Origin of the sequence: Streptomyces sp. NPDC001068, from assembly GCF_042897315.1 — a bacterium.
Classification (GTDB): Bacteria; Actinomycetota; Actinomycetes; order Streptomycetales; family Streptomycetaceae; genus Streptomyces.
Window position 1 is genome coordinate 40,699 of record NZ_JBIAYD010000020.1, and the last position, 21,972, is coordinate 62,670.

19 protein-coding genes and 1 pseudogene are annotated in these 21,972 nt (G+C 68.6%); 9 read left to right on the plus strand and 11 right to left on the minus strand.

The annotated features are described in order from the left end of the window. The first annotated feature begins 101 nt into the window (after nt 1-101). The 3 genes from ACFY3I_RS39575 (at nt 102) to ACFY3I_RS39585 (ending at nt 3,992) form a co-directional block, all read left to right on the plus strand. Nucleotides 102-1,424 (plus strand): histidine kinase dimerization/phospho-acceptor domain-containing protein, encoded by a 1,323-nt coding sequence (locus ACFY3I_RS39575; RefSeq protein ID WP_390865783.1) that lies wholly within the window; start codon nt 102-104, stop codon nt 1,422-1,424. A 226-nt stretch (nt 1,425-1,650) separates the two neighbouring features. After that, on the plus strand, nt 1,651-2,637 hold the full coding sequence (locus ACFY3I_RS39580; protein WP_390865784.1) for a phosphotransferase family protein: 987 nt from the start codon (nt 1,651-1,653) through the stop codon (nt 2,635-2,637). Further along, complete coding sequence (locus tag ACFY3I_RS39585) at nt 2,634-3,992, plus strand: MATE family efflux transporter (protein ID WP_390865785.1); 1,359 nt, start codon at nt 2,634-2,636, stop codon at nt 3,990-3,992. The genes ACFY3I_RS39580 and ACFY3I_RS39585 overlap by 4 nt, the downstream gene beginning before the upstream one ends. Nucleotides 3,993-4,347: 355 nt before the next feature. Here the strand turns inward: ACFY3I_RS39585 and ACFY3I_RS39590 are convergent, their stop codons facing one another. Together ACFY3I_RS39590 and ACFY3I_RS39595 are read right to left on the minus strand one after the other, a co-directional pair. Beyond that, on the minus strand, nt 4,348-5,004 hold the full coding sequence (locus tag ACFY3I_RS39590; RefSeq protein ID WP_390865786.1) for a response regulator: 657 nt from the start codon (nt 5,002-5,004) through the stop codon (nt 4,348-4,350). Beyond that, nucleotides 5,001-6,173 (minus strand): sensor histidine kinase, encoded by a 1,173-nt coding sequence (locus ACFY3I_RS39595; RefSeq protein ID WP_390865787.1) that lies wholly within the window; start codon nt 6,171-6,173, stop codon nt 5,001-5,003. Before ACFY3I_RS39595 ends, ACFY3I_RS39590 begins: the two co-directional genes overlap by 4 nt. Nucleotides 6,174-6,306: 133 nt before the next feature. Between ACFY3I_RS39595 and ACFY3I_RS39600 the strand changes: the two genes are divergently transcribed. Further along, on the plus strand, nt 6,307-7,233 hold the full coding sequence (locus ACFY3I_RS39600; protein ID WP_390865788.1) for an ABC transporter ATP-binding protein: 927 nt from the start codon (nt 6,307-6,309) through the stop codon (nt 7,231-7,233). Beyond that, nucleotides 7,230-8,090 carry an ABC transporter permease gene (locus tag ACFY3I_RS39605; RefSeq protein WP_390865789.1) on the plus strand — a complete coding sequence of 287 codons (861 nt, stop codon included), beginning with the start codon at nt 7,230-7,232 and terminating at the stop codon, nt 8,088-8,090. Before ACFY3I_RS39600 ends, ACFY3I_RS39605 begins: the two co-directional genes overlap by 4 nt. Before the next feature lie 398 nt (nt 8,091-8,488). Here the strand turns inward: ACFY3I_RS39605 and ACFY3I_RS39610 are convergent, their stop codons facing one another. Further along, nucleotides 8,489-9,757, minus strand: coding sequence for a DUF2716 domain-containing protein (locus ACFY3I_RS39610; RefSeq protein WP_390865790.1), 1,269 nt, complete (start codon nt 9,755-9,757; stop codon nt 8,489-8,491). Between the two features lie 134 nt (nt 9,758-9,891). Between ACFY3I_RS39610 and ACFY3I_RS39615 the strand changes: the two genes are divergently transcribed. Then, nucleotides 9,892-10,095: an NUDIX domain-containing protein gene (locus ACFY3I_RS39615; protein ID WP_390865840.1), complete on the plus strand. Its 204-nt coding sequence runs from the start codon at nt 9,892-9,894 to the stop codon at nt 10,093-10,095. On the opposite strand, the pseudogene ACFY3I_RS39620 reads toward ACFY3I_RS39615, so the two are convergent. After that, nucleotides 10,035-10,937 (minus strand): annotated as a pseudogene (locus ACFY3I_RS39620) (IS701 family transposase); the annotation flags it as partial. The gene ACFY3I_RS39615 and the pseudogene ACFY3I_RS39620 overlap by 61 nt on opposite strands. A 237-nt stretch (nt 10,938-11,174) precedes the next feature. Between ACFY3I_RS39620 and ACFY3I_RS39625 the strand changes: the two are divergent. Both ACFY3I_RS39625 and ACFY3I_RS39630 read left to right on the plus strand, forming a co-directional pair. Further along, nucleotides 11,175-11,705, plus strand: a complete 531-nt coding sequence (locus tag ACFY3I_RS39625; protein WP_390865791.1) for a hypothetical protein — start codon at nt 11,175-11,177, stop codon at nt 11,703-11,705. Between the two features lie 494 nt (nt 11,706-12,199). Beyond that, on the plus strand, nt 12,200-12,982 hold the full coding sequence (locus tag ACFY3I_RS39630) for a hypothetical protein (protein ID WP_390865792.1): 783 nt from the start codon (nt 12,200-12,202) through the stop codon (nt 12,980-12,982). A 73-nt stretch (nt 12,983-13,055) separates the two neighbouring features. Here the strand turns inward: ACFY3I_RS39630 and ACFY3I_RS39635 are convergent, their stop codons facing one another. The 4 genes from ACFY3I_RS39635 to ACFY3I_RS39650 all read right to left on the minus strand — a co-directional run bounded on the left by ACFY3I_RS39635 (nt 13,056) and on the right by ACFY3I_RS39650 (nt 17,472). Next, nucleotides 13,056-13,208 (minus strand): hypothetical protein, encoded by a 153-nt coding sequence (locus ACFY3I_RS39635; protein WP_390865793.1) that lies wholly within the window; start codon nt 13,206-13,208, stop codon nt 13,056-13,058. A gap of 73 nt (nt 13,209-13,281) precedes the next feature. Then, complete coding sequence (locus ACFY3I_RS39640; protein WP_390865794.1) at nt 13,282-15,021, minus strand: AIPR family protein; 1,740 nt, start codon at nt 15,019-15,021, stop codon at nt 13,282-13,284. 611 nt (nt 15,022-15,632) lie between these two features. Beyond that, nucleotides 15,633-16,550, minus strand: coding sequence for a hypothetical protein (locus ACFY3I_RS39645; RefSeq protein ID WP_390865795.1), 918 nt, complete (start codon nt 16,548-16,550; stop codon nt 15,633-15,635). A 163-nt stretch (nt 16,551-16,713) separates the two neighbouring features. After that, nucleotides 16,714-17,472 carry a hypothetical protein gene (locus ACFY3I_RS39650; protein WP_390865796.1) on the minus strand — a complete coding sequence of 253 codons (759 nt, stop codon included), beginning with the start codon at nt 17,470-17,472 and terminating at the stop codon, nt 16,714-16,716. A 137-nt stretch (nt 17,473-17,609) separates the two neighbouring features. Between ACFY3I_RS39650 and ACFY3I_RS39655 the strand changes: the two genes are divergently transcribed. Continuing rightward, a complete protein-coding gene (locus tag ACFY3I_RS39655) occupies nt 17,610-18,077 on the plus strand; it encodes a hypothetical protein (RefSeq protein WP_390865797.1) in 468 nt (155 codons plus the stop codon). Nucleotides 18,078-18,243: 166 nt separating this feature from the next. On the opposite strand, the gene ACFY3I_RS39660 is transcribed toward ACFY3I_RS39655, so the two are convergent. The 3 genes from ACFY3I_RS39660 to ACFY3I_RS39670 form a co-directional block, all read right to left on the minus strand. Beyond that, nucleotides 18,244-18,756, minus strand: a complete 513-nt coding sequence (locus ACFY3I_RS39660; protein ID WP_390865798.1) for a hypothetical protein — start codon at nt 18,754-18,756, stop codon at nt 18,244-18,246. A gap of 215 nt (nt 18,757-18,971) precedes the next feature. Continuing rightward, on the minus strand, nt 18,972-20,636 hold the full coding sequence (locus tag ACFY3I_RS39665) for a beta-1,3-glucanase family protein (protein WP_390865799.1): 1,665 nt from the start codon (nt 20,634-20,636) through the stop codon (nt 18,972-18,974). 691 nt (nt 20,637-21,327) lie between these two features. Further along, the gene (locus ACFY3I_RS39670; RefSeq protein WP_390865800.1) at nt 21,328-21,876 is read right to left on the minus strand and encodes a TetR/AcrR family transcriptional regulator C-terminal ligand-binding domain-containing protein; all 549 of its coding nucleotides are present in this window, start codon (nt 21,874-21,876) and stop codon (nt 21,328-21,330) included. Nucleotides 21,877-21,972: the final 96 nt, after the last annotated feature.

Sequence of the window (21,972 nt, forward strand, 5' to 3'; positions counted from 1 at the left end):
AGGAGGAGGTCGGTTAACACCCCGCTCACCGAGGGTTAGACGACGGCAAAACCGTGTGGCGCAGCGCGTCCGCCCAGATGAACGGCCCGCATGATGAGGGCATGAGACAGCGCGTGGTGCGAGTCGCCCTGACGGCGGCCCTGGTCGCCGTCCTACTCCTCGCCGTCCCGCTGGCCCTGGCGATCAGGTCGTCCCTCTACGCCGACCAGCGCGACACCCTGGAGCGGTCGGCCCTGGCCGCGGCCGTACGCGTGAGCCCGGACTTCGTGACCGGTGATCCGGTGGAACTGCCCGCACCACCGTCCGGCGGGCGTCTGGGCCTGTACGACCCGGGGCTGCGACTGCGCGCGGGCAGTGGCCCGCGGCCCGGCGACAGCCCGGTCCGGCAGTCCCTGGGCGGTGCGGCCGTGCGGGGCCGGGCCGGCCAGGACCTGGTGGTCGCCGTACCCGTCTCCCACGCGGAGAAGGTGATCGGCGTCGTACGGGCCTCCTCGCCCGCCGGTGCCGTACGCAACCGGGTCACTGTCGCCTGGCTGCTGCTGCTCGGCGTCGCCGCACTCGCGCTGACCGTCGCGGTCCTCGTGGCCCGCCGGCAGGCCCGGGTGCTGGCCGCGCCGCTGGAGGATCTCTCCCGTCAGTGCCGGGCGGTGACCGAGGGCGACCTGACCGTACGGGCCGCACCGAGCCGCGTCGCCGAGATCGACCAGGTCGCCCGCACTCACAACGAGATGCTGCACAGCCTTTCGGAACTCCTGCGCCGCGAGCGTGACTTCACCGCCAACGCCTCCCACCAGCTGCGCACTCCGCTCACCGGCCTGCAACTCGCCCTGGAGGCCGGTCTCGAGCAGGACGACGACGCCCGGCTGCGGCCCGTGCTGGCCGAGGCGCTGGCCAGCACCCAACGCCTGCACCACACGGTGGAGGAAGTGCTGCGCCTGTCGCGCTCCGGAGAAACGGCCCGCCCCACCGCCGGGACCACCGCCGTACGACAGCTGCTGCGGGAGACGGAAGACCGGTGGCACGGCCTGTTCGCCCAGGACGGAAGGCGTCTGGAGTGCTCCACCGAGGAGACACCGGCCGGCATCCGGGTTCCGGGCGCGTCCGTCTCGGAGGTGCTCGGGGTCCTGCTGGACAACGCCCGGGTGCACGGGCGCGGCACGGTCCGCGTGGCGGTTCGGGACCTGGAGGACGCCCTCGCCCTCGACGTGAGCGACGAGGGTGCCGTGACGGGCGAGCCGTCCCGGCTCTTCGACCGCGGGCGCACCGGCGGCGGAGAGGGGACAGGCATCGGCCTGGCCCTCGCCCGTGAACTGGCCGTTTCTCTCGGAGGCAGGCTCTCCCTGACCAACCGGCACCCGGCAACGTTCACCTTGCTCCTTCCCGTCGGCCGGAGCGAGACACGGGGGGCGGGGACACGGGGGTGAGACGGGCCGGGACTCCCGCGGCCGACGTGCGATACGTGCCCTTCATGCCGACTCCTCGCGCCGCTGGTGGGACGTGGGCCGCCGCACACCCACCGCCCGTGTTCATGAAGCGGACGATGTGGTGTCATTCGCGTGGAACGGTCGCGTCCGTACCGCCGGCCGCCGATCCGGAAGCCACCATCTCCCCGGCGGCGCGGCCTGCACGTCAGGATCGAAGGGGCAGGGTGTGGAGAGCATCACCAAGAACAGGCAGTCGCTGGACGCGCTGCGTGCCATGGTCTCGCGCGCTTACGGCGCCGACCGGGTTCCGGTCGGCGACGGGTGGGTGAGCGAGCTGGGGCACGGCTGGTTCAACGTCGCCTACCGCATACGCCTGAGGGACGGCGCCGAGGTCGTTCTGAAGATCGCCCCGCCGCCGCAGGTGGAGGTGATGACCTACGAGCGCGGCGCGATGTCGACCGAACTGGCCATGCTGGAGCTTCTGCGCACGCATACCTCCGTGCCGGTTCCGGCCGTCGACTTCGCCGACCAGAGCCGCGAACTGTGCGACGCCGACTACTTCTTCATGCCGTACGTCGATGCCGAAAACCTCGGGATCATCGCCGAGACACTCCCCACCGTAGAACGCGACGCCTACATGGAACAGGTCGGCGCGGCCAACAGGGAGATCAACTCGCTGCGCGGCGCGGCGTTCGGGCCACTGGCCGGTCCTGGCGATCCGAGCTGGCGGCGGGTGTTCACCGGCATGCTCGAGGACGTCCTGCGCGACGGCGAGCGCCGGAGCGTGGACATCGGATGGGACTACGACACGGTCCGGGCGGTCATGGCCGAACACGCCGGCAGTCTCGACGAGGTCACCGAACCGCGTCTGGTCGAATGGGACCTGTGGGACAGCAACGTCATGGTCCGTGACGGAAAGCTCGTCTGCGTCATCGACCACGAACGTGCCTTCTACGGCGACCCGTTGATCGAGGCAGGTTTCACCGGCGTACAACTGGCCGCCTTCGGCGACCCATCGGCCTTCATGCGCGGCTACGGCCATGGTGAGCTGACCGCGAGCCAGCGGGTGCGCCGCAACCTGTACGGCCTCTACCTCATGCTCATCATGGTCATCGAGACCGTCTACCGCGCCCACGCCGGCACCACGCAGTACGACTGGGCGCGCCCGAAACTCGACGAGGCGATGGCATCGCTCGGCCGCACCCGGCCGTGACCACCACCCCCCTCGCCCGCGACTCCGACAGCACCAGCCGGCTCGGCACCGAGCCGGTGGGCCGGCTGCTGTGGCGGGCCTGCACGCAGACGACCGCAGCGGTCGGCGTGTACGGCGTCTACGCCCTGACCAACGCCTGGTTCGTCGGCCAGGGCGTGGGCGACGACGCGATGGCGGCGGTCAACCTGGCCGCCCCGCTGCTGCTGTTCCTGGGCGCGGTGTCCACCACCGTCGGCGCGGGCGGCGCCTCCCTGATCTCCCGTGCCCTGGGCGCGGGAGACCGAGGCGCCGCCGCCCGTGCGGCGGGCAACTCCTTCGCCCTGTTCTGGATCTGCGCCGCCGCCACCACCGGGCTCGGTCTGGCTCTCCTCGACCCGCTGCTCGCCCTGCTCGGCGCGCACGGCGAACTGCGCGACACCGCCCGCCCCTACGCCGTGGTGCTGCTGTGCGGGGCGATCGTCTCCACCGGCTTCTCCAGCCTGGTGCGCGCCGAGGGCCGGACCGGCTATTCCACCCTGTTGTGGGTCGTGGCCGTCGCCGTACAGATCACCCTCGACCCCCTGCTGATCTTCGGATGCGGCCTGGGAGTACGGGGCGCGGCCCTCGGCACCGTCGGAGGCCAGGCCGTGTCCGCGGCGATGAGCCTGTGGTTCTTCTTCCGCCGACGCGGCCGCCCGTATCGCATCGGCCTGCACGACCTGCTGCCCCACGGTCCGACACTGCGCACACTCCTCGCCGTCGGCCTTCCCTCCTTCCTGGCCGGAACAGGCGTCACCCTGCTCGCCGTCCTCGTCAACACCACCCTCGCCGCCACCGGACCGGCCACCGCCCTGGCCGCCTACGCCGTCTGCGCCCGCCTGCAGACCTTCGCGACGATGCCGCACACCGGCATCAGCCAGGCGCTCCAGCCTCTCGCGGGCTACAACGCCGGCCGGGGCCTGCACCAGCGCGCCCTGCGCGCGTGCCACCTCGCACTGCGCGGCTCCCTGCTGTACGGCCTGCTCACCGCCGTCACGCTCGCGCTGGCGGCACGCCCCCTGACCGGAATCTTCCTGAACGACGCCGACACCATCGCCACCGCCGCGCAGGCGCTCCGCGTCATCGCCCTCGGCCTGACGGTCGCCGGCGTCGGCCCGCTCGTTGCCTCCTACGCCCAGGCCCTGGGCCGCCCCACGCCCGCTTACCTGCTCACCCTCGGAACGCTGCTCCTGATCAAAGTCCCCCTCGTCGTCGCCCTTGGCCGGCTCGGCACCGGCGGCGTCTGGGCGGCACTGGCTTCCGGCGAACTCGCCACCGCGGCCGTCGCGCTCCTCCTCCTGCGACGCCTGCGCGGCAACACGCCCAAGGCTCCGTGACCCTCTGGTGCGGCCACGACGCGCGTCATGACGGGGCCAGGGGCTGTCGAGGGAAGTCTGCGGGGCCGTGCCGTCTTCGAACGGGACGTTCAGCTGCCGGCCCAGCCGTTCCGGGTCCGCGGCACCCGCGCGCGGCGGTGCCGGGAGAGGTTTCCGCTGTGGCAACCGCCGCAACCGTGCTGCGTGGGACACTTCGAGCAACTCACCCAGTTGGACGCCCAGCAGGCACGCAGGAATTCCCAGGTCTTCCTGGGAATCCCGATGCTCGATCAAGTCGTCGCTCGCAGTTGAGGTTTGTAGAGTTCGTGCCGCGTGGCTTCGAGCGGCGGGTTTCGGCGGCTGAGGTGTCCGGTGTTCAGCGAGGTGGCGTTACGAGGCCGATCTCGTAGGCGGTGATGACCAGTTGGACTCGGTCGCGGGCTTCGAGTTTGGTGAGCAGTCGCGCTACGTGTGCCTTTGCGGTGGCCACGCTGATGTAGAGATGGGCGGCGATCTCGTTGTTGGACATGCCGCGTCCGATGAGGGTCAGTACCTCACGTTCCCTCTCGGTGATGTTCCCGGCCGGTCGTGGCCGCGGGGCTGGTTCGGGGCGGGCGGCGAACTCTGCGATCAGGCGGCGGGTGACGCTCGGGGCGAGCAGGGCGTCTCCGGCGGCGACCACGCGGATCGCCCCGAGGATGTCGTCCAGGGCCATGTCCTTGACGAGGAATCCGCTCGCACCCGCTCGGAGCGCGCCGTAGACGTACTCGTCGTCGTCGAACGTGGTGAGGATGAGGACGCGCGTCGCTCCAGCGGCTGCCGTGATCAGCCCGGTGGCCTCGATGCCGTCCATGCCCGGCATGCGGATGTCCATCACCGCCACGTCGGGCTCGGTCTCCCGGACCAACTGGACCGCGTCGGCGCCGGTTCCGGCTTCTCCCACCACATCGATGTCGGGGGCGTCGGCCATCAGGACGCGCAGGCCGTTGCGGACCAGTGGCTGGTCGTCGGCGAGCACGACGCGGACCGTCATGAGATGTGCACTCCTTCGGAGAGGGGGAGTCGCGCCGCCACGCGAAAGCCGCCCTCGGATCGCGGCCCGGCGGTGAACTGGCCGCGTAGCAGGGTGACGCGTTCCCGCATTCCGGTGATGCCGTATCCGGTGCCGGAGGTGGGGCCGCCGCGGCCGTCGTCGGCGACCTCGATGGTCAGTTCACCGTCCTGGTAGCCGATGGTGACGCGGCAGTCGGGGGTGTTCGCGTGGCGTACGACGTTGGTGAGGGCCTCCTGGACGATCCGGAAGGCTGCCAGGTCGACATCGGGGGGCAGGGGCCGTCGTCCTCCGAGCCATCGCATGTCGACATGGATGCCCGCGTCCTTCGCCGAGGCGGTCAGCCGGTCGAGGTCGGCCAGCCCCGGGGCAGGCTCGCGCGGCGCGGCCTCCGCCCCAGGGCCCGGTTCGGTGCGGCGTAGTGCGCCCAGGGTGCGCCGCAGCCCGGCGAGGGTTTCCCTGCTGGTGTCTTCGATGGTGGCCAGCGCGTTGCGGGCCTCGTCCGGCTGTGTGTCGATGACCCGGCGGCCCACGCCTGCCTGGATGGCGATGACGCCGATGCTGTGCGCGATCATGTCGTGCAGCTCACGGGCGATCCGGAGCCGTTCGGCGGCGACGGCCTGGGCGGCGGTCTGCGAGCGCAGTGCCGCGGTGTGCTCTCGGCGTTCGCGAACCGAATGGCCGGTCATCCAGGCGGCGGCGAGCGCCAGGGCGAGGACCACGACCGTGCGGGCGAAGCCGTCCGTACCGGTCCCGAGGCGTGCGGCAAAGGCAACCTGTACGGCGAGCGTCGTGACGGCAGCGGTGACCGCGATACGGCGAGGCCGGGTGGCCACGATGTATCCGGCGGCGAGGTCGTTCGCCAGAACCAGCAGATACACGACCTGCCAGAACGGGGTTGTCGTCGCCGTGGCGTACGTACCCAGGAGCATCAGGGCCAGGGCCGGAAGTGGGCGGCGGCGCAGCAGTTCGAGAGGCAGGACCGTGACCGCGGCTGCCGAGACGGAGGGCAAGCCGGGGGAGTCGAAGGGTGTGCCGCGTGCTGCGAAGAACAGTGCGAAGGGGTAGGCGATCGCCCCGCACCAGGCCAGAGCCGCCCGCGCGGCCGGCCGAAGGTGCCAGGACAGCAGGGGACGCGGCTTGGCGGACATGGGGCGATCGTAATCGCCCGACCAGCGGCGGAACACTGGCCCGTGGGCGTACGCCCACGGGATACCAGGCATCCCGCGAGTGCAGCCGACAGACCGATGCCGGACGGACGCTCTCCCCGGCACCGTTGGCCGGGTGATCGAAGTCAACGAACTGACCAAGCGATACGGCAGGGCCACTGCCGTCAACGGCCTGACTTTCACCGTGCGCCCCGGGCACGTCACCGGGTTCCTCGGTCCCAACGGTGCCGGCAAGAGCACCACGCTGCGCATGCTCCTCGGCCTGACCGAACCCACCAGCGGCACCGCCACTGTCGACGGTCACCTGTTCCGGGACCACCCGCGCGGCCTGCGTCACGTCGGTGCCCTGCTCGACGCCCGTGACGTCCATGGCGGTCGCAGCGCAGTGGCCTGTCTGTCCGCCCTGGCCCGCAGCAACGGTATCCCGCGGCACCGGGTGGACGAGGTCCTTGAGGAGGTAGGACTGGCTCCCGCGGCCCGGCGTCGCATCGGCGGGTTCTCCCTGGGCATGAAGCAGCGGCTCGGCATCGCCACGGCTCTGCTCGGCGACCCTCCGGTACTGCTGTTCGACGAGCCGGTCAACGGCCTGGACCCGGAGGGCGTGCGGTGGGTACGCGGCCTGTTCAGGCGACTGGCCGCCGAGGGGCGCACTGTGTTCGTCTCCAGCCACCTGATGAGCGAGATGCAGAACACCGCCGAGCACCTGATCGTCATCGGCCGGGGCGAGTTGATCGCCGACGAGAGCGTGGCGGAGTTCGCGGCCCGCGGCACCCGCCGGAGCGTGACCGTGCGGACACCCGACAGCACCGCGCTGGCAGCTGTGCTCGAAGCCGAGGGCGCATCGGTACAGCCGGACGACTCGGTCGCCGACGCAGAGGAGTGGCTCACCGTGACCGGCCTGAGCGCGGCCCGCATCGGGGAACTCGCCTCCCACCACCGCATCGTGCTCCTTGAGTTGGCCACCCGTACCTCCTCACTGGAGGAGGCGTTCATGGAACTCACCGCCGACAGCGTCGAGTACCTCGCGGGAGAATCCCGATGACCTCGACCACCACACAGCAGACGGGGGTCTCGGCCGCCGTGCGCGCCGCCGACCCCGGCGCCCGCTTCCGGGACCTCCTCGCCGCCGAGTGGATCAAACTCTGGTCGCTGCGGTCCGTTTCCTGGGCGTTCGGGGTCAGCGCGCTGGTCATCATCGCCGTCAACATCAGTGCGGCCGTCGCGGACTACGACAACTGGCCGACCTACAACGAAGGGATCCGGGCCCTCTTCGTTCCGATCTGGGCCATGCGGGACGCCTTCACCGTCGGCGCCTGCATGGTCCTGATACTCGCCACCGGCAGCATCGGTGCCCTGACGGTCGTCGGCGAGTACAGCACCGGACAGATCCGCACGACCTTCGCGGCAGTACCGGCCCGTCGATCGGTCGTAGCGGCCAAGATGGCCGTCGTGACGGCAGTCATGCTCGTCCACGGCACCGTCGTCGCGGGAACCTCGTTCGGCGTGACACAGGCCATCCTGTCCGGTAGGGGCATCGGCCTGTCCCTCGGCTACCCTGGCGCGCTTCGCGCCGTCGCGGCGTCCGCCCTGCTCGCTCCGGTGTGCGCGCTCGTCGGGATGGGCCTCGGCGCCCTCATCCGGCACACCGCAACCACCCTCGTGACGTTCACCGGAATCCTTCTGCTTCTGCCCTTCCTCCTCAACGACCGCCACCGCTGGTCATCCGCCATCCTTCACGCGCTGCCCCGCAGCGCGTGGGAACGACTGGTGCAGATGGGCGACCCCTTCGGATCGGCCCCCTACCCGGCGACCATCAGCGGGTCGTGGATCGTGTACGCGGCCTGGCCCCTCGCCGCAGCAGCCGTCGCTGTGGTCGCCGTCCGCCGGCACGACCCGTGAGCCCGCAGGAACTGGCTGCCAAAGACGTACACCGGGCCGTTGCAGCAGGCCCTTGATCCGTACTCGCCGGGTGCCAGGCGGGGGGTCTGCCGCACGATCGGGTGAACTGGAACCCAAACCGTGGGGCAGGTCAAGATGTCACCCGGTCGTGCGGCAGACCTCAACGCTGTCCCGCTGTTCATCGATCGGCGCGTAGTCGCGTTCCCGGCCTGTCCGGTCGACGACCTTCCGTCCGAACCTCAACCGCGTCCCGGTCCGACGGTTGATACCCACCTCTCGGCGAGCGGGGCAGGTCCGGGCTTCTTGGGTTTCCGACAAGGTGGGGCCAACTCAGACCGTTAACGCCGGCTCAGTGAGGACATTCGCGAGTAATCGGTGACGGGGCATCATCCGATTGCTCAACCGAAGGTCCAGACGCCGTCGCCGAGCAGTTGGTCCAAGTCATTGGCGACCTGATCGATGAGGTCGTTTCCGAAGACGACGAGGGCTTGTTCGGCGTAGTGGGCGAACGTGCCGAGGCGGGCGTCCGCGGTGACGAGGAACTGGAACTCGTCGTCGGCGATGGCGCTGCCCGGCCAGGGCGGCTGCCCCGGGCCGCCGACGCGGTGCGGATCGAACTCCCAGCCGTTGAGATATGGACGGCACTCGTAGACCCATTCGCCGGGCCGGACGCAGGCACGCAGGCCGCGCTCGATGACGCCTTCGGCGGCTGAGATCGCTGGAGCGCCGCGGTCAAGCATGCCGTAGAACCAACGGCGCGAGTCGAGCGGCGCGGTATACCGTCCGCTCCCGCTGGCGTAGTCGAAGCCGATGCGAGCCTCGCCGCGACGCGCTATCCGTCCGGACTCGGCGTCGTGGAGAGAATGCCTCGCGGGCGGGGCCGTAGCGGGCTCGCCCGGCGGGGTCCAGAGGTGGGACCGGACCATCGTGACGTCCCGAAACCCGACGGCCACAAGGGCGCTGCGCAACTGCCCGTCGGCCTCGGCGACCAGGAACCCCTTCGCCGGCGGCTGGAACCGCAACAACGGCGGCTTGGCGAGCAGTTCGGCACGTGAAGCGGTCAGGCCCCCGACAGCAGCGAACCCGGTGCCCCGAACGGTCTCCAGCCAGCACGCCGCGGCAACCCTTCCACGGTGAGTCAGCACGCGGACATCGACGTCCCAGTACGGGATCGATCCCATCGCGTGCCAGACCGACAGAGGGACCCGGTGCGGCCCGGAGCCGGCGGAGAGGCCGAGCGCCTCCTGCGCCTGCGCCTCGTCCCACCGGACCGATTCAATGCCCCACTCAGGCTGCGTCTGGGGGAAGTCGAGCTCGGCGACTTCACCGACCAGGACACTGCGCTCCCATCCTGCGGTGAAACCCGCAGATTCCAGGGAGGCCGTCAGCCGTGATGCTTCTGTGTCGTGGGCGAACACGCGCCACTCCACAGGTTCCACACGCGCAGCTGCGCACTGCTGCACTTGCGAAGCAAGCCGCGCGGTCGAGATCGAGGCGTCCAGGGCGGGGTGATCGACGATGCAGTGGGTGCCGTAGTGCGTGAGGGTCAGCGGCCCGATCCGCTCGACCACGGTGCCGAATCGCGGATGCGCCGAATCGGGGTTACGCAGGCTGCGATCGTACGCTGCCAGCAGTTCCCCCACGTTCATGACCACCGCGGTATTCAAGCACTGCGGTTTCCGTGACGCCATTGAAAATGTCAGGGACGCCGAGCGCGGTGCGGCTCTCGTCCGGCCGGTTGGTCGGGAGCCGACTATCCTGCTGAGGTTGACAGGCGTGTTCCTCACTCACACCATCCGAGATTCCGCGAACCCGCACGGGGCCCGGCGGCCAGGTTGAGGCCGGCGAGCGTGCGCCGACTCTCGCCGTACGGGATGTGGCGGAGGAGGCCGGGCTCACGGCACGCGCGGAGGATGCTTACGTCGCCGTCTTCGTCCAAGACGACCGACTCGACGTACGCCGCATCACCGCCGTCGTCTGCATCATCTCCTGGAACGGTGAGTAGAAGGCGAGTTCGCCGCTATTACGGTTGCGGCGCACGAGTAGATGGCGGTGACCGGGCTGGTCGTCGGCAACGTCGGCCAGGGCCCAGTCGTAGTAGCGGTGTCCCTTGGCGCCGCCGCGGCCTGCGGAGAGCTTCTGCCAGGCACGCTTCGGCAGTTTCTTGGCCAGTGCATCGGCCCGCACTATGCCCACCCGGGTGGCGATCTGGTGATCGCAGGCGACCGCGAGGACGTAGCCGACCTGGCGGTCTTCCAGCGCATCCCGCAGATGCGGATTGCCGCCGTAGACCTCGTCTGCGGCCACCCAGGCCGCACGGACCCTGGCGTCCAGGGTCCGGTCGATCATACGGAGGGCGAGGGCGGGCTTCGTGGCGAAGCCGACCTCCTCAGGAATCCCGGCCGACCGGCAGCGGGCCGCGTCCGTGATCCACGAACGCGGCACATACAGTTCCCGGTCGATCGCCGCGTGACCGCGTCGGCTGGAATAGGCGAGGTAGACGGCGACCTGGCTGTTCTCGATGCGTCCGGCAGTGCCGGTGTACTGGCGCTGCACGCCCACCGTGGCGGTGCCCTTCTTCAGGTCGCCGGTCTCATCGACCACCAGTACCGCCTCCTCATCATGCAGTCGCTCGACGACGAAGCTGCGCAGATCGTCCCGGACTGCATCGGCATCCCACTTCGCCCTCGACAGCAGATGCTGCAGGCCGTACGGGGTGGTATGGCCGACGTGCTCGGCCAGCGTCCAGCAGTTCTTGCGCGGCAGGTCCGACAGGAGCCCGAGTACGAACTCCCGCGCACGCCGGCGCGGTTCCACCCGGGCGAACCGTCCCGCGATACGGCCCATCAGAACCTCGAACATGTCCTGCCAGCGGGCAGGATCTATGCTGTGACCTGCGGCCACCGCCTGATCTTCTGTCTTCACACACCGATGATCATCGGTGGCCGCGCCCGTTCCGCATGCCGCCGATCAAAGGAAACAACAAGCGCGCAACGGATGAGTTGCGAGCTGCGGCCCGGCGCCGCTCGCCGCCTACCATTCGGGGCAAGAGGCTCACGCGCGCCTCCGGGCAGGGGGCTAGGCATGCGGTCGACCACCTCACGGCCGGTGTTCCGGCGCTTCGTCGGTACCGTCGCGGTCGGCATGGCCCTGGCCGCAACCTCGGGGTGCACGGTTCCCGTCAATGCTGTCGCCGGCATCTCCGTGACCGGCGACGGCCATCTGCTCGGCGTCATGATGGTCTGCGGGCATCACATCGATGGCGCGACCCTCTACGTGAACAGCGACGACGTCAACAAGCAGGTGACCATCGGTTCATGGACCGCCGACCGCCCCCTCGCACCCGGTCTCGCCGCCTGGACCCTCGATTCACCTGCCCCCGGCTGGACCGCGACCAGACCGCTGACCCCGCTCACCGCCAAGACGACGTATGCCTTCTACGGTTGGACCAAGGACAACTCGTGGTCAGCGAACAGCGTCTCCTTCACCCTGAGCGACCGGGACCGGCTCACCCCAGGAAACGTCCGCTACGAAGAGATCTCCGACAAGGGCGACGCATCCGAAGTCACCCTCCCCATAGCGGAGTTCAAAGCCAGGGCCTGCCAGAACATGTAACGCTACGGTGCCTCCGGCCAGGTCGAGGTGCTCCTGTTGCCGGAAGGCACGCGCTCAACCTTCGCCGACACAAGATCACGATCTACAACTGGATTACTAAGAACACAGATACAGGCCGCTACGCAACTCGGGGCAGGTCAGAGAGAGAAACGATAGCTGGCTGCGGCCGCAGCTGGGCGGCTTCGAACAGGCGGACCTGAAGGTGGCACGATCGGCTCCGGTTTGGACTGGCGGTGGGGTGTGGCGTGGGCGAATGGCGGACTGATCCGACGTCTGCGATGTGCCGGGCCTTGGTGGACGGGGCGGAACTGTCCTCGTTCGCAGGCGGACGGTTCGACGTTCGGGCAGCGGTGGCAGCCATCCGGTCCGAGGTCAAGGACGGATTCCTGCTCGACCAAGTCCCCTGGGAGCATTTCCCAGAGGGAGATCGGGTCAGGGAAGCCGTTCACCTGCTGCATACGAACGACTCGCCTGTTCGCACCGGAGCAGGCGTTGTGGATGGCCTGTGTGCCAACGACATGCGGGCCGCAGCCGCTCTCGCTGTGCCGTTCCTGATCCGTATCGCCGCCGATACCCGACACCCGTACCGCGCCGGCGCGCTCGCAGAGGCCGCCGCCCCGGCACGCGCCCGCTACTTCGGCGTGGCCTCCCGCGACGAACTGCTGCTCCACCGCACCGACACCAAGGGACGTGATCCGTACGACGCCTACGGCGTTGAGGTGACCGGCTACCCTGCTGGCTGGTCGGTCGCCGCCGCCCGGGCCGCGATCACCGCCGACATCGCTCTCCTGCAGCCCCTTCTCGGCGCCCCCGACCCGTCGATACGCATCCGCGCCGCCTACACGCTGGCCACCGCCGCAGACCCTGACCGAGCGGTCCGTACCTCGTTCCGCGCCCGGCTTGCCGCCGAGCGGGACCCGATCGTCTGCGCCGCCTTGATCCTCGCCACCGCCGAAGCCACCCGAACCTACTCCCACGCGCCGACCATCGCGTGGATGCGCGAGTGGTGGCGGGACCCGTCACAGGCGCCCGAAGTCCGGCTGGCCGCCACGGTCGGCTGGCTCTGCCTCACCGACGAACCCGTCCCCGACGACTTGCGCGCCGTGGTCGACGACCTCGCCACCGACGAGCGCGCCCACGCCATGGACGCCCTGCCCTGGATGGCCGTTGCCGGCGGATCCGGCGAAACAGGACTGCACCGCTGCGCGCGAAAGATGCTCCTCCTCGACCAGCCCGACCCTGAGCACTGCGACGACCCATGGGCCTCGCACCTCTGACGGTGAGAAACCAGCCGTCCACGATCATCAGGTCCCAAACGGGTCTGGTGCAGGTTCGGGTGAGGTCAAGATGTCACCCGATCGTGCGGCAGATCCATAACTGCTCCCATGTCCTGGGCTCGTAGGCCCAGCGTTTCACGACAAGCGGGTCCTCATCGTTGCCGCGCGGGATGTACGACGCCTGGTAGCCGTAGCAGCCCTGGAGCAGGGGACGCTGGGAGAACACGAGCCGGCCGCACTCGCCCAGGCACGTAAGCCACGCGACTGCCTACTACCGCTGGAGACGTCTTCGTCGCCCACTAGTGTTCGACGTGGTAGCGGCTTTGGGAGACAACGGCCTGGCGGAGCTTTGTGGTGAACTCGGGAGTGCGGGCGATGCGGTCGACGCCACCGGCTTTGCTCTGACGCAGGGCGTTCTTGAAGCTCTGTTCCAGTGTGCCCGTCATGCGGGACATGAGGTCGTCGCTGAGATGGGCGAGATCGATGTTGAGCAGGTCCCGCGGGGCGGGCTGCCTCAGACGAGTGAGTGTGTGGGCGGACATGGCCGCCAGAGGGTAGAGCCAGTTCTCCAGGGTTTCGCCCAGTAGCGGCCGGTCTTCGGCGTACTGGGTGAGGAAAGCACGTAGTCGGGTGTGGACATCGAGGCAGAGACGGTAGATGTCCAGGTCGTGGCGGGAGGAGAAGATCTGGGTGTAGTGCTGGTCGTCCAAGAGCAGTGCGTCCGAGTGCCGCAGAGCGATGTGCGGTTCACGCTGGACAAAGGCCGTGAACTCCCGGGCCAGGCGGGTCATGCTGATGACGCGGTCGAGAGGGAAGCCGAGGTTGCGGTAGTAGCTGGCTCGGCGTTCGTAGTAGTAACCGCCGGCGTGGCCCAGACTTTCCTCGATGTCTTTCTGGATGGCTTCGGTGGCTCGCAAGGCGCCTGCTGGGAGTTGCGTCTGGCTGTTCGTGGCACGGATGATGCGGTCGCGCGCGGTGCCTGACTCGGGCGCAACCACGATCTTGACCAACAGGGAGCGGTCGCGGTGCTGGCCGCCATTCTGGATGTAACTGTAGATCTCATGGCTGGTCTGCAGCCCGTTGACGATCTGCGGCTCCTTCACGACGATTCGTTTGCCTGCGATCTGGGCAGCGTCCGCGACCACGGTGACACCGTTGTTGAACCACCAGAAATCCTCGCCCGTGCCGGACTTGAGCGTCTCACCGATGGCGTTGTTCACCGCGGTTGACCCGGCGTAGTCACGAACGTTCGACTCGAACAGTTCCAACCGCAGAGCTTCGTTTTCGGAGGTGATGAAGCGGTAGTACTCGTCCAGGCGGGCCAGGCACACGTACCCCTCACCGAGCGAGGTGCTCATCGGGGTTTCGGTGAATACCAACTGTGCGACAGCTTTGGCTCCCCGGGCGGTGCGTTCACGTAGATCGGCAGCGTTCAGATACTCCAGGTCTGCCAGGGTGTCCGAAGTGATCTTCGCGAGCTCCCGCCGCAGACGATCTCCCTTGGCCTTCACGTTGGGGTGCGGTGTCTCAGCGGCCTTGTTGGCATAGATCACCTTGATGCGGACCTGCGGGAACGACGACGCCAGCTCCTCAAGGATGTGCAGGAAACGCCGTGTTCGATCCAGGAGCTTGGCATTCGTGTGCGGGGCCAGGTCCTCTTCGTCCCTGCTCATGTCCAGCAGTGTCGGCAGGTGGAAGTGCAGCTTCTCGACCACCGTCTCCTGGTAGCCCGATGAGGTCTTGGCCTGCAGGATCACCAACTCGATCTTGCTGGCACGCGAAGGCAGGAACTGATGGGCATCTGCGGTGACGTAGCGTTCGTCGACGAAGGTCCAGATGCCGTCGATGCCGCAGTCGTGAGCCCCATCGACGATGCCGTCCATGATTTCGTCGTTGTCGAGGTCCCAGTCCTGCAGGGCCTTGTCGGCAGCGAAGAATGTGAAGAAGTCATCCCGGCTCTTGTCCGGCGCCAACTTCCGGTGCTGATCCTCCAGGATGCGATCGAGCAGCCGCTGGTCGTTGTTCTGTGCGTACGTCATACAGCACCACCCCCCACCAAGGTGTCAAACCCGGACAATGATGCTGGCAGGTTAGTGATGCTGTGAACACCCCGCGGACTGAGGAGAATTGCAGAAAGAGAGCTGGTGGATCGAGCCGGCAACGCTTCCCGAGGCGGTGATCGTGGCTGGGGATGGCATCAGGTGCCAAGTCGGCGTCGAACGCCGCCATGAGCGCCCAGTTGTTGGGGCCTCGGAAGCTGAGGATGGCTGAGTGAGGAAGACGCTGAGAGCCGGTGACCGTGGTGGCGGCAAGGGTGGGGGCGGTGAGGCAGGTGGCGCCGTTCAGGCCCGCAAGTTTGCCCGCACCATTGGCGGTCAGAATGCTCCTATAACCCCTCCCACAACCCTGCTGACATCCCCTCCCATAACCCGTCCGATACTGACTTCGGCCCGTGAGGGTGATGGTGGTGGGAGCCCGAGGGAGAGGCTCGTTCCCGCAAAGAATCCGTTGAAGAGGTCGCGGCCCAACGGGGGCTTCCAGGCGGCCGTCCCTCTGCGCCAGTACCTCTCGGCGGCGTTCGACGGCTTCCCCTGTCGGTCTCCCGGCGGGCCCTCACAGGCGCCCTGTCGCTGGTCTGTCGGCGCAGGTCTCAGGCGTCGATGCGCACCCAGGTACGGCCGGCGCGGAGGAACAGGGTGCCGTCGCGGCCCTGGCCGCAATGCATGACCACCCGCCCGGGCACCCGCACCCGCTCCTGGCTGATGGCGACACACACGTCGCCGACCAGCTCCGCGCGGGTCACGGTGGTCCTGCGCTTGTAGTGGTCGCGGCTGGTCAGGACCACCCGCGTGCCGCGCACGGCGAATCCGTCCGGGGCCTTCACCGGGCTTCGATAGCTGGCGACTTCGCCGGTGGAGGGTGTGATCCGGGTCAGGAAGGTTCCTTTGGGGCTGTACCAGACCAGCCACACAGCTTCGCCTTCCGTGGCGGCCGTGCAACCCTCCAGTGGCCAGTCGGGAAGTCTCCCCTTCGGTGCCCACGTTGCGATGCCCCGGGTGTTCCAGCCCGCCAGGCCGGCCGCGGACTCCGGGTGGTTGCCGTAGATGCCCTCGTCGCCGTAGGCGGTCCAGATGCCCCCGGTGCGGTCGGTGACCAGGGCCGGGATGTCGTCACCGAGGCAGAAGGCACCTTCCGGCCGACCCTCGGGGGAGTATACGACGGCGTTCTTCCACCAGGCTCCCTCCGATTCCCGGTGGGTACGGCCCGATGCCAGCAGGAACCGGGAGCCTGGCAGCAGGGCCAGGTGGCTGGGCCGCATGTCGATCCCTTCGACCGGGATACGCCGCTGCTCCTGCCCGGAGGCGATGACCAACTCTCCGTCGAACGGCGTCTCGGCATGCCATCCGATCCACCCGCGGGGATACTTGTCGCGGCTCAGGTACCGCCGCTGGACCAACATCACGGCGAGTTCGCCGTCCGGTCCCACGGTCCACCACAGTGCACGCCACCCCGCCTGGACGTCCTCGGGGGACAGCCTCCATGCGACGGGCAACTTGTCGATCGTCATGGGGATTCACCTTCGGGACTCCGGGGCCTACGCCATCCGAAGATCGCGACGTTACAGGTCGGGGCAACCTCTGCTTTCGCCGGGGAAGCAAAGACCGGCCCTTCGCGCCGCCCCATGCGATGACTGCCGTCAGCTCGTCAGGATGATGATGGGTCGTGGAGGGTTAGACCGGTGCCAGCTGTGAAGCCGTCAAGGGTGTGGGGCCGGTACTGGAGGCATTTGAGCCTGTTGCGGACAAGTGCTGTATCCATTCGACGGGGTGGAAATCGGGTGAGTAGGCGTGTAGCAGGAACACCGTCAGCCACGCCCGCTCGGCGACGTGTTCCCGCATCCTGCGGGAGACGTGGGTGTTCAGGCGGTCCCAGACCCGCATGACCTCCCACAGGTCACGGATGCCGGGCTGCTCGGGGTCGCGCCGGAACTCCTCGGCGATCGGGGCCAGCAGTTCGAGCACCTGCTCGTCGCACCCCTGGCCTTCGGTCATCTCCACCAGGGCCGTCAGCACGCGCCCGCCGCGCAGGTGCGGGCCGAGTACGCCGATCGCCTCCTCAACCCGCCCGGCCCGGACCAGCACCACGGCATAGTCCCGCGACGCATCGACCGCGTTCTCCTTCCGTTCCTCGGGGCGCGCCAGCTCCAGCGCCTGGTCGACGCGGCCCCACTGCACCAGCACGTCCACGGCCACCCGCACCGCCGGCTGCCAGCGGGAGGCCGCGAACGGCTCCACCACCGCCCAGGCCCGCCCAAGCTCCCCCACCGCACACAGCTCCCGCACCGCACCCACAGCGCAGAACCAGTCCTCACGCTCCCGTGCCGCCTGGACCAAAGCCTCCAGGCCGCCGCGATCGCGGATCTCGTCCACAAGTCGCGGCAGCACGCCGCCGAGGGTGCCTGCCTGCCATTGAAGATCATCCACATTCACGGGGGCACCCTAGGGGCAGCCGCTGACACCACCTGCGTCCCGCCTCGTCGGGTCGGCACGCCTAGGAGGCATCTGTTTGATCCAATGGTTCTTGGAGGTACTGAAGTTGACAGTCATGCGCGTGGGAGTCTGTCGGGATGAATTCCTTCGGAGCCCGGCTGGACGATGCATGGGAGTGGTGGGCAGCCGCTATCGAGGAAGCGCAGGAGGGGCGCTGGGTTCGTGATGCCGTGGAGCGGCACGTGGTGGCGGACATCATGGCCGCGACCAACGCCCTGCACGGGGGTCTACTGGCTCCATTCACCCAGGACTCGTGGCACGTACGTCTCGGGCGGATTGCCAATTGGGCCGGGGTACTCCGGCTTGCCGCCCGAGCAGGGGGGTGGGAGCTCCAGCCTGTCGTCGGGCGCAGCCCGAAGGACCCCGCGGGTATGGTCGAGCTGTTGTCTGGCATCTACGCGATCGGCGAGCAGGGCGAGATATGGATGACGCAGCTTCTTCGGGAGGGCCGGATGCCACCAGAGAAGGAGATTGCCCAGGCGGAGGGTTTCCTGACCGGGCCAGGGTCCATGGAGGATCTTGAGCTGTTCTTCTATGACAGCTGATAGTCAGCCCGCTCGGTCAGCACCGCGGCCGGATGAGGATGGCCGAAAAAGCGGAGTGCCGTCTGAGAAGCGACGGCGAGCTTGTCCGTTCGCATGGCCGGGCCACGCCATTGCCCCTGTCCGCCTCCGCGTGTGTCTGACCGTTGGCTGGATCAAGCGGTGGTGCTCACCGGCCCAGCCCGTGTCGTACGTAGTCCGGGTGCGCCGCATCGGCCTCGATGCTGTTCTCGTCGAGGCCGTTGGCGATCCGCAGGCAGCCGTGGGCGAAGACGAACTCCACTGCCACGGTTCCTGCCGCCAGGTCACGCACCGCCGGCCGCCATTCGAGAAGCGCGACCTCCCGCAACCGGTGGCCGACGAACGGTTCGAGGCGTTCATCGCTGTGAGACCACCGGGGCGTGAGCTCCGACGACTCCCACCCGGTGATGTTCGCCGCGGTGTCGATCGTGTCCCAGCTGATCGAGAGCTCGTCGAACTTCCAGTGGCAGAGCTCCACCTGGATCCCGTCGAAGTCCAGCACCACAGGCGAGTCGGCGAACCAGTCCCCGTCTTCGGCGAACCGCACCAGCGTGAACCCCGTCAGCCGCCTGCCGGCGAGCGCCGACAGGCGCGTTCCGTGTGCCTGCCGAATCGCGTCGATCCCGATCACGAAGGACGGCTCGAAACCAGAGATCCCCATGTTCACAGCACAAGAGTCTCCCGGCATTCGACCCGGCGGGCCAGTACAGATGGACCGGGGGACCGGCGAGGCCGTTCGTCAGGCCGGACGACACAGAACGCCCTGCCAGACCCGTCGACTACCACTTCGCCCAGTGGCACTGCCCAGAACCTTGCCGTCGATGCCCTCGCCCCGACCGGGATTCTGCCCCGGCAGGCACTTTTCCTCAGGTGCTGTCAGCTGGTGAAGGTGAACCAGTTGATGTTGGTGAAGTCGGATGTGCTGCCGGAGAAGACCAAGTAGACGTCGTGGATTCCCGTGGCGGAGGCGACGATGTTCGCGGGGACGGTCTGCCAGGCCTGCCAGCCGCCGTTGTTGGCGAAGTCGATCTCCGCGATCTTCGTGCCTGTGGTACTGCCGAGCCGCACTTGGACCGCGCCGCTGACACCGGAGGCCGCACCCGACGCAAGCCGGGCCTTGAACTGCGCGGGGGAGGTGGAACCGAAGTCCACGGAGGAGAACTTCAGCCAGTCGCCGTTCGAGATGTACCCCACATCACTGCCGCCGCCGGTGTCGGAGCAGCTCTCCGTGGTGGTGCCGCTCTGGGCGGAGTACGACTCGGCCTGGATGGTGCTGAAGGCGCTCACGGTGGTCGAGCCGCCGCCGGGGTTTCCACTGGAGCCGCCGGCTCCCAGGGTGATGCTCCACGAGGTGGGCGCGCCGTCCTGGATGTGTCCGTCGACGGGGGCGGCGCCGGTCGGGCCGACGTCGTCGTAGGGGAAGGCGTAGCCGATGGTGGCGTGCTTGTGGACCAGCCGCGCGTAGTGGTTGGTGATGGAGTCGGTGTAGTACTGCGACGGTGTGACGCCGTCGGGCTGGTTGTTCCCGCCCGATACCAGGAGCGAGCTGCGGTTGAGCGCGGCGGCGAGACGGGCGGCGATCGCGCCGCGGGCGTCCCCGCCGGAGTTGTAGAGGGGACCGGACGCGCAGCCGAAGATGTCGACGGCGCTCGGCTTGGTGAACGGCACGCCGTTGGTGTTGAGACCGGAGAAGACGATGGCGTTGCCGGAGACGGTGCCGCTGTAGGAACCGATGCTGCCCTGGCCGTTGATGGTGAGCGGCGTGGAGGCGTAGTGGCTCCAGACCCGGTTCAGGTAGTCGTCCCAGTAGCTGCCGAAGTCCACCGGCGAGTGCGAGGGCGCCATGACGCGCAGCACCCCGCCCGAGGAGTCGCTGACCACCAGCCTGTCCCAGGGGGCTCCGTCGGAGGCGTGCTGGCTCTGGAGGCCGGTGGCGATGGAGGCGAGGGCGCCGGAGGGCAGGGGGCTGACCGTCTGCGTACCGCCGCTGCCGGTGCTGCTCATGGAGATGGGCAGCGCGACCATGTCGACGTAGGAGATGTTGGCGTAGAGGTTCGCGCTGTTGAATGTGAACTCGCAGAACGTCCAGCTCGTCGACCAGTTGGGGTCGGAGCTGACCAGCGCGGGCTGCACCACGCCCGGCACGGTGCCCGGGTTGACGAAGAACTGGAGCTTCTGGCCGACCGAGAACCAGACACGTCCGCCGATGACGTAGTCGGTCAGGTTGACGGTGGTGGCGGCGGAGCCCGAGGCACCCAGCGCGATGGAGTAGTCGGCGATGGGGGTGACCGCGGACGAGGGGTTGGGCAGCCGGTTCAGGGCGCCGTTCGCCGAGACGAAGACCGGCCAGCCGCTGCTGTCGGTGCCCGATATGTAGGCGTAGACGGTGTTGGAACCTGAGTTGTTCGCCAGCTTGATGGGGAGCGAGACTCCCGCGGCCGTGGCCGAGGTGGCCAGGGGCGAGACCGGCGAGAGGGGGCTCAGCGCGGCCGCCCCGGCCAGGGCGCCGGCCGCGGACAGGAAGGAACGTCGGGAAACCACAGGGGCCCTCCCGGAGGGGGTGATTGCCCGTCAACTGTGTGACGGTGATGGGGAGTTGAATAGTTGAAACGTGTGGGGTTCTGTGCGGGGACGGTATTGGACCAGACCAATCTCGTCAAGGTTGCGGAGGCATTTCCTCCATGTGGCGGCGCTGGGGGTTGTGGGCGTCGGATCGCTTCTTCTGTCACCGTGAGGATCTGGTCGTCGTCCTGGGCGGCCGGCACGGCGACGAATCGCACGACATTCGGTGGACCAGAGGGCCAGAGGGCCAGTGGGCCAGTGGATCTGGGGTGCGGGCCTGGAAGGCGCCGCGCGGCCCGGGCCGCGCTGTCGGGATGTCGGGATCGGCGTGTGGCGGGTATGGCCGGCCAGTTCTCGGTGAGGTGGCGCTCCGCGACGGTGGCGGCCTTGGCAGCCTTGAGCGGCAGGTCAACGGACTGGAAGCGGTGCCGGGCGGGAATCCGGTCGTCGGCGGCGAGGCTCGCCGCGCCGGCCGGAAAGTTCGAGGACCCCGGTCGCTGCCGTCTGGGTGCGTCCCTGGGTGCGTCCCTGGGTGGGCTCGGGATCCGTGGCCGGACGGACGTTCTACGCGGATGGTGTGATGCCGCGCGCTGGGCCGCCTCCGACGGTGTACGCCGCCGGGTTCGTGGTCGGGGCTTGGGGGCTTGGGGGCTTGGTGGAGCGTTGAGGCCTATGCGTCGCTGCCGTGTGAGCCGGTGCGGGCTCTGCGGTGGGCGAGGACGGCGAGGAGGTTGTCGACGAGTCGTTCCGCGTCGGTGTCCGAGGGGAGTGGCCGGTCGAGCAGGGCGTGGGTGTAGGCGGGGGAGAGGATGAGCTCGAGTACGTCCTGGAAGTCCAGTTCGGTGGTGCCGCTGGCGGCGAGCATCGCTTCGATCTGGTGCAGTCGGGGTTCGACGAACGGGCGCAGTTCCTCGAATCCGAACCCTCCCGTGCGCATGGCTGCGGCGAGGGTCCTGGCGAGCAGCAGGTTGTGGTCCGCGCGCAGGTCCGCCAGCAGTTGGCGGGTGTAGGCCAGTGCGTCGGCGCGCAGGTCTCCGGTGACGGGCAGCGGAGAGCGGCGGCTCAGCTCCTCGAAGAGAGTGTCGAGGACCAGCCCTTCGGGTGTGCGCCAGCGCCGGTAGATGGTCGCGGGGTGCACCCCGGAACGCTCGGCCACCTCGGCCACGGTGATCGTGCCGTCCGCGGAGGCGTCGAGCAGTGACCGGACTGCCGTATGCACCGCCTCGCGCGTTCTGGCGGATCTGCCTCCGGGCCTGAGGGTCCCTGTTGCCTGCGTCATGGACGCCAGACTACCGCGACGCTCTCGCGTTAGCAG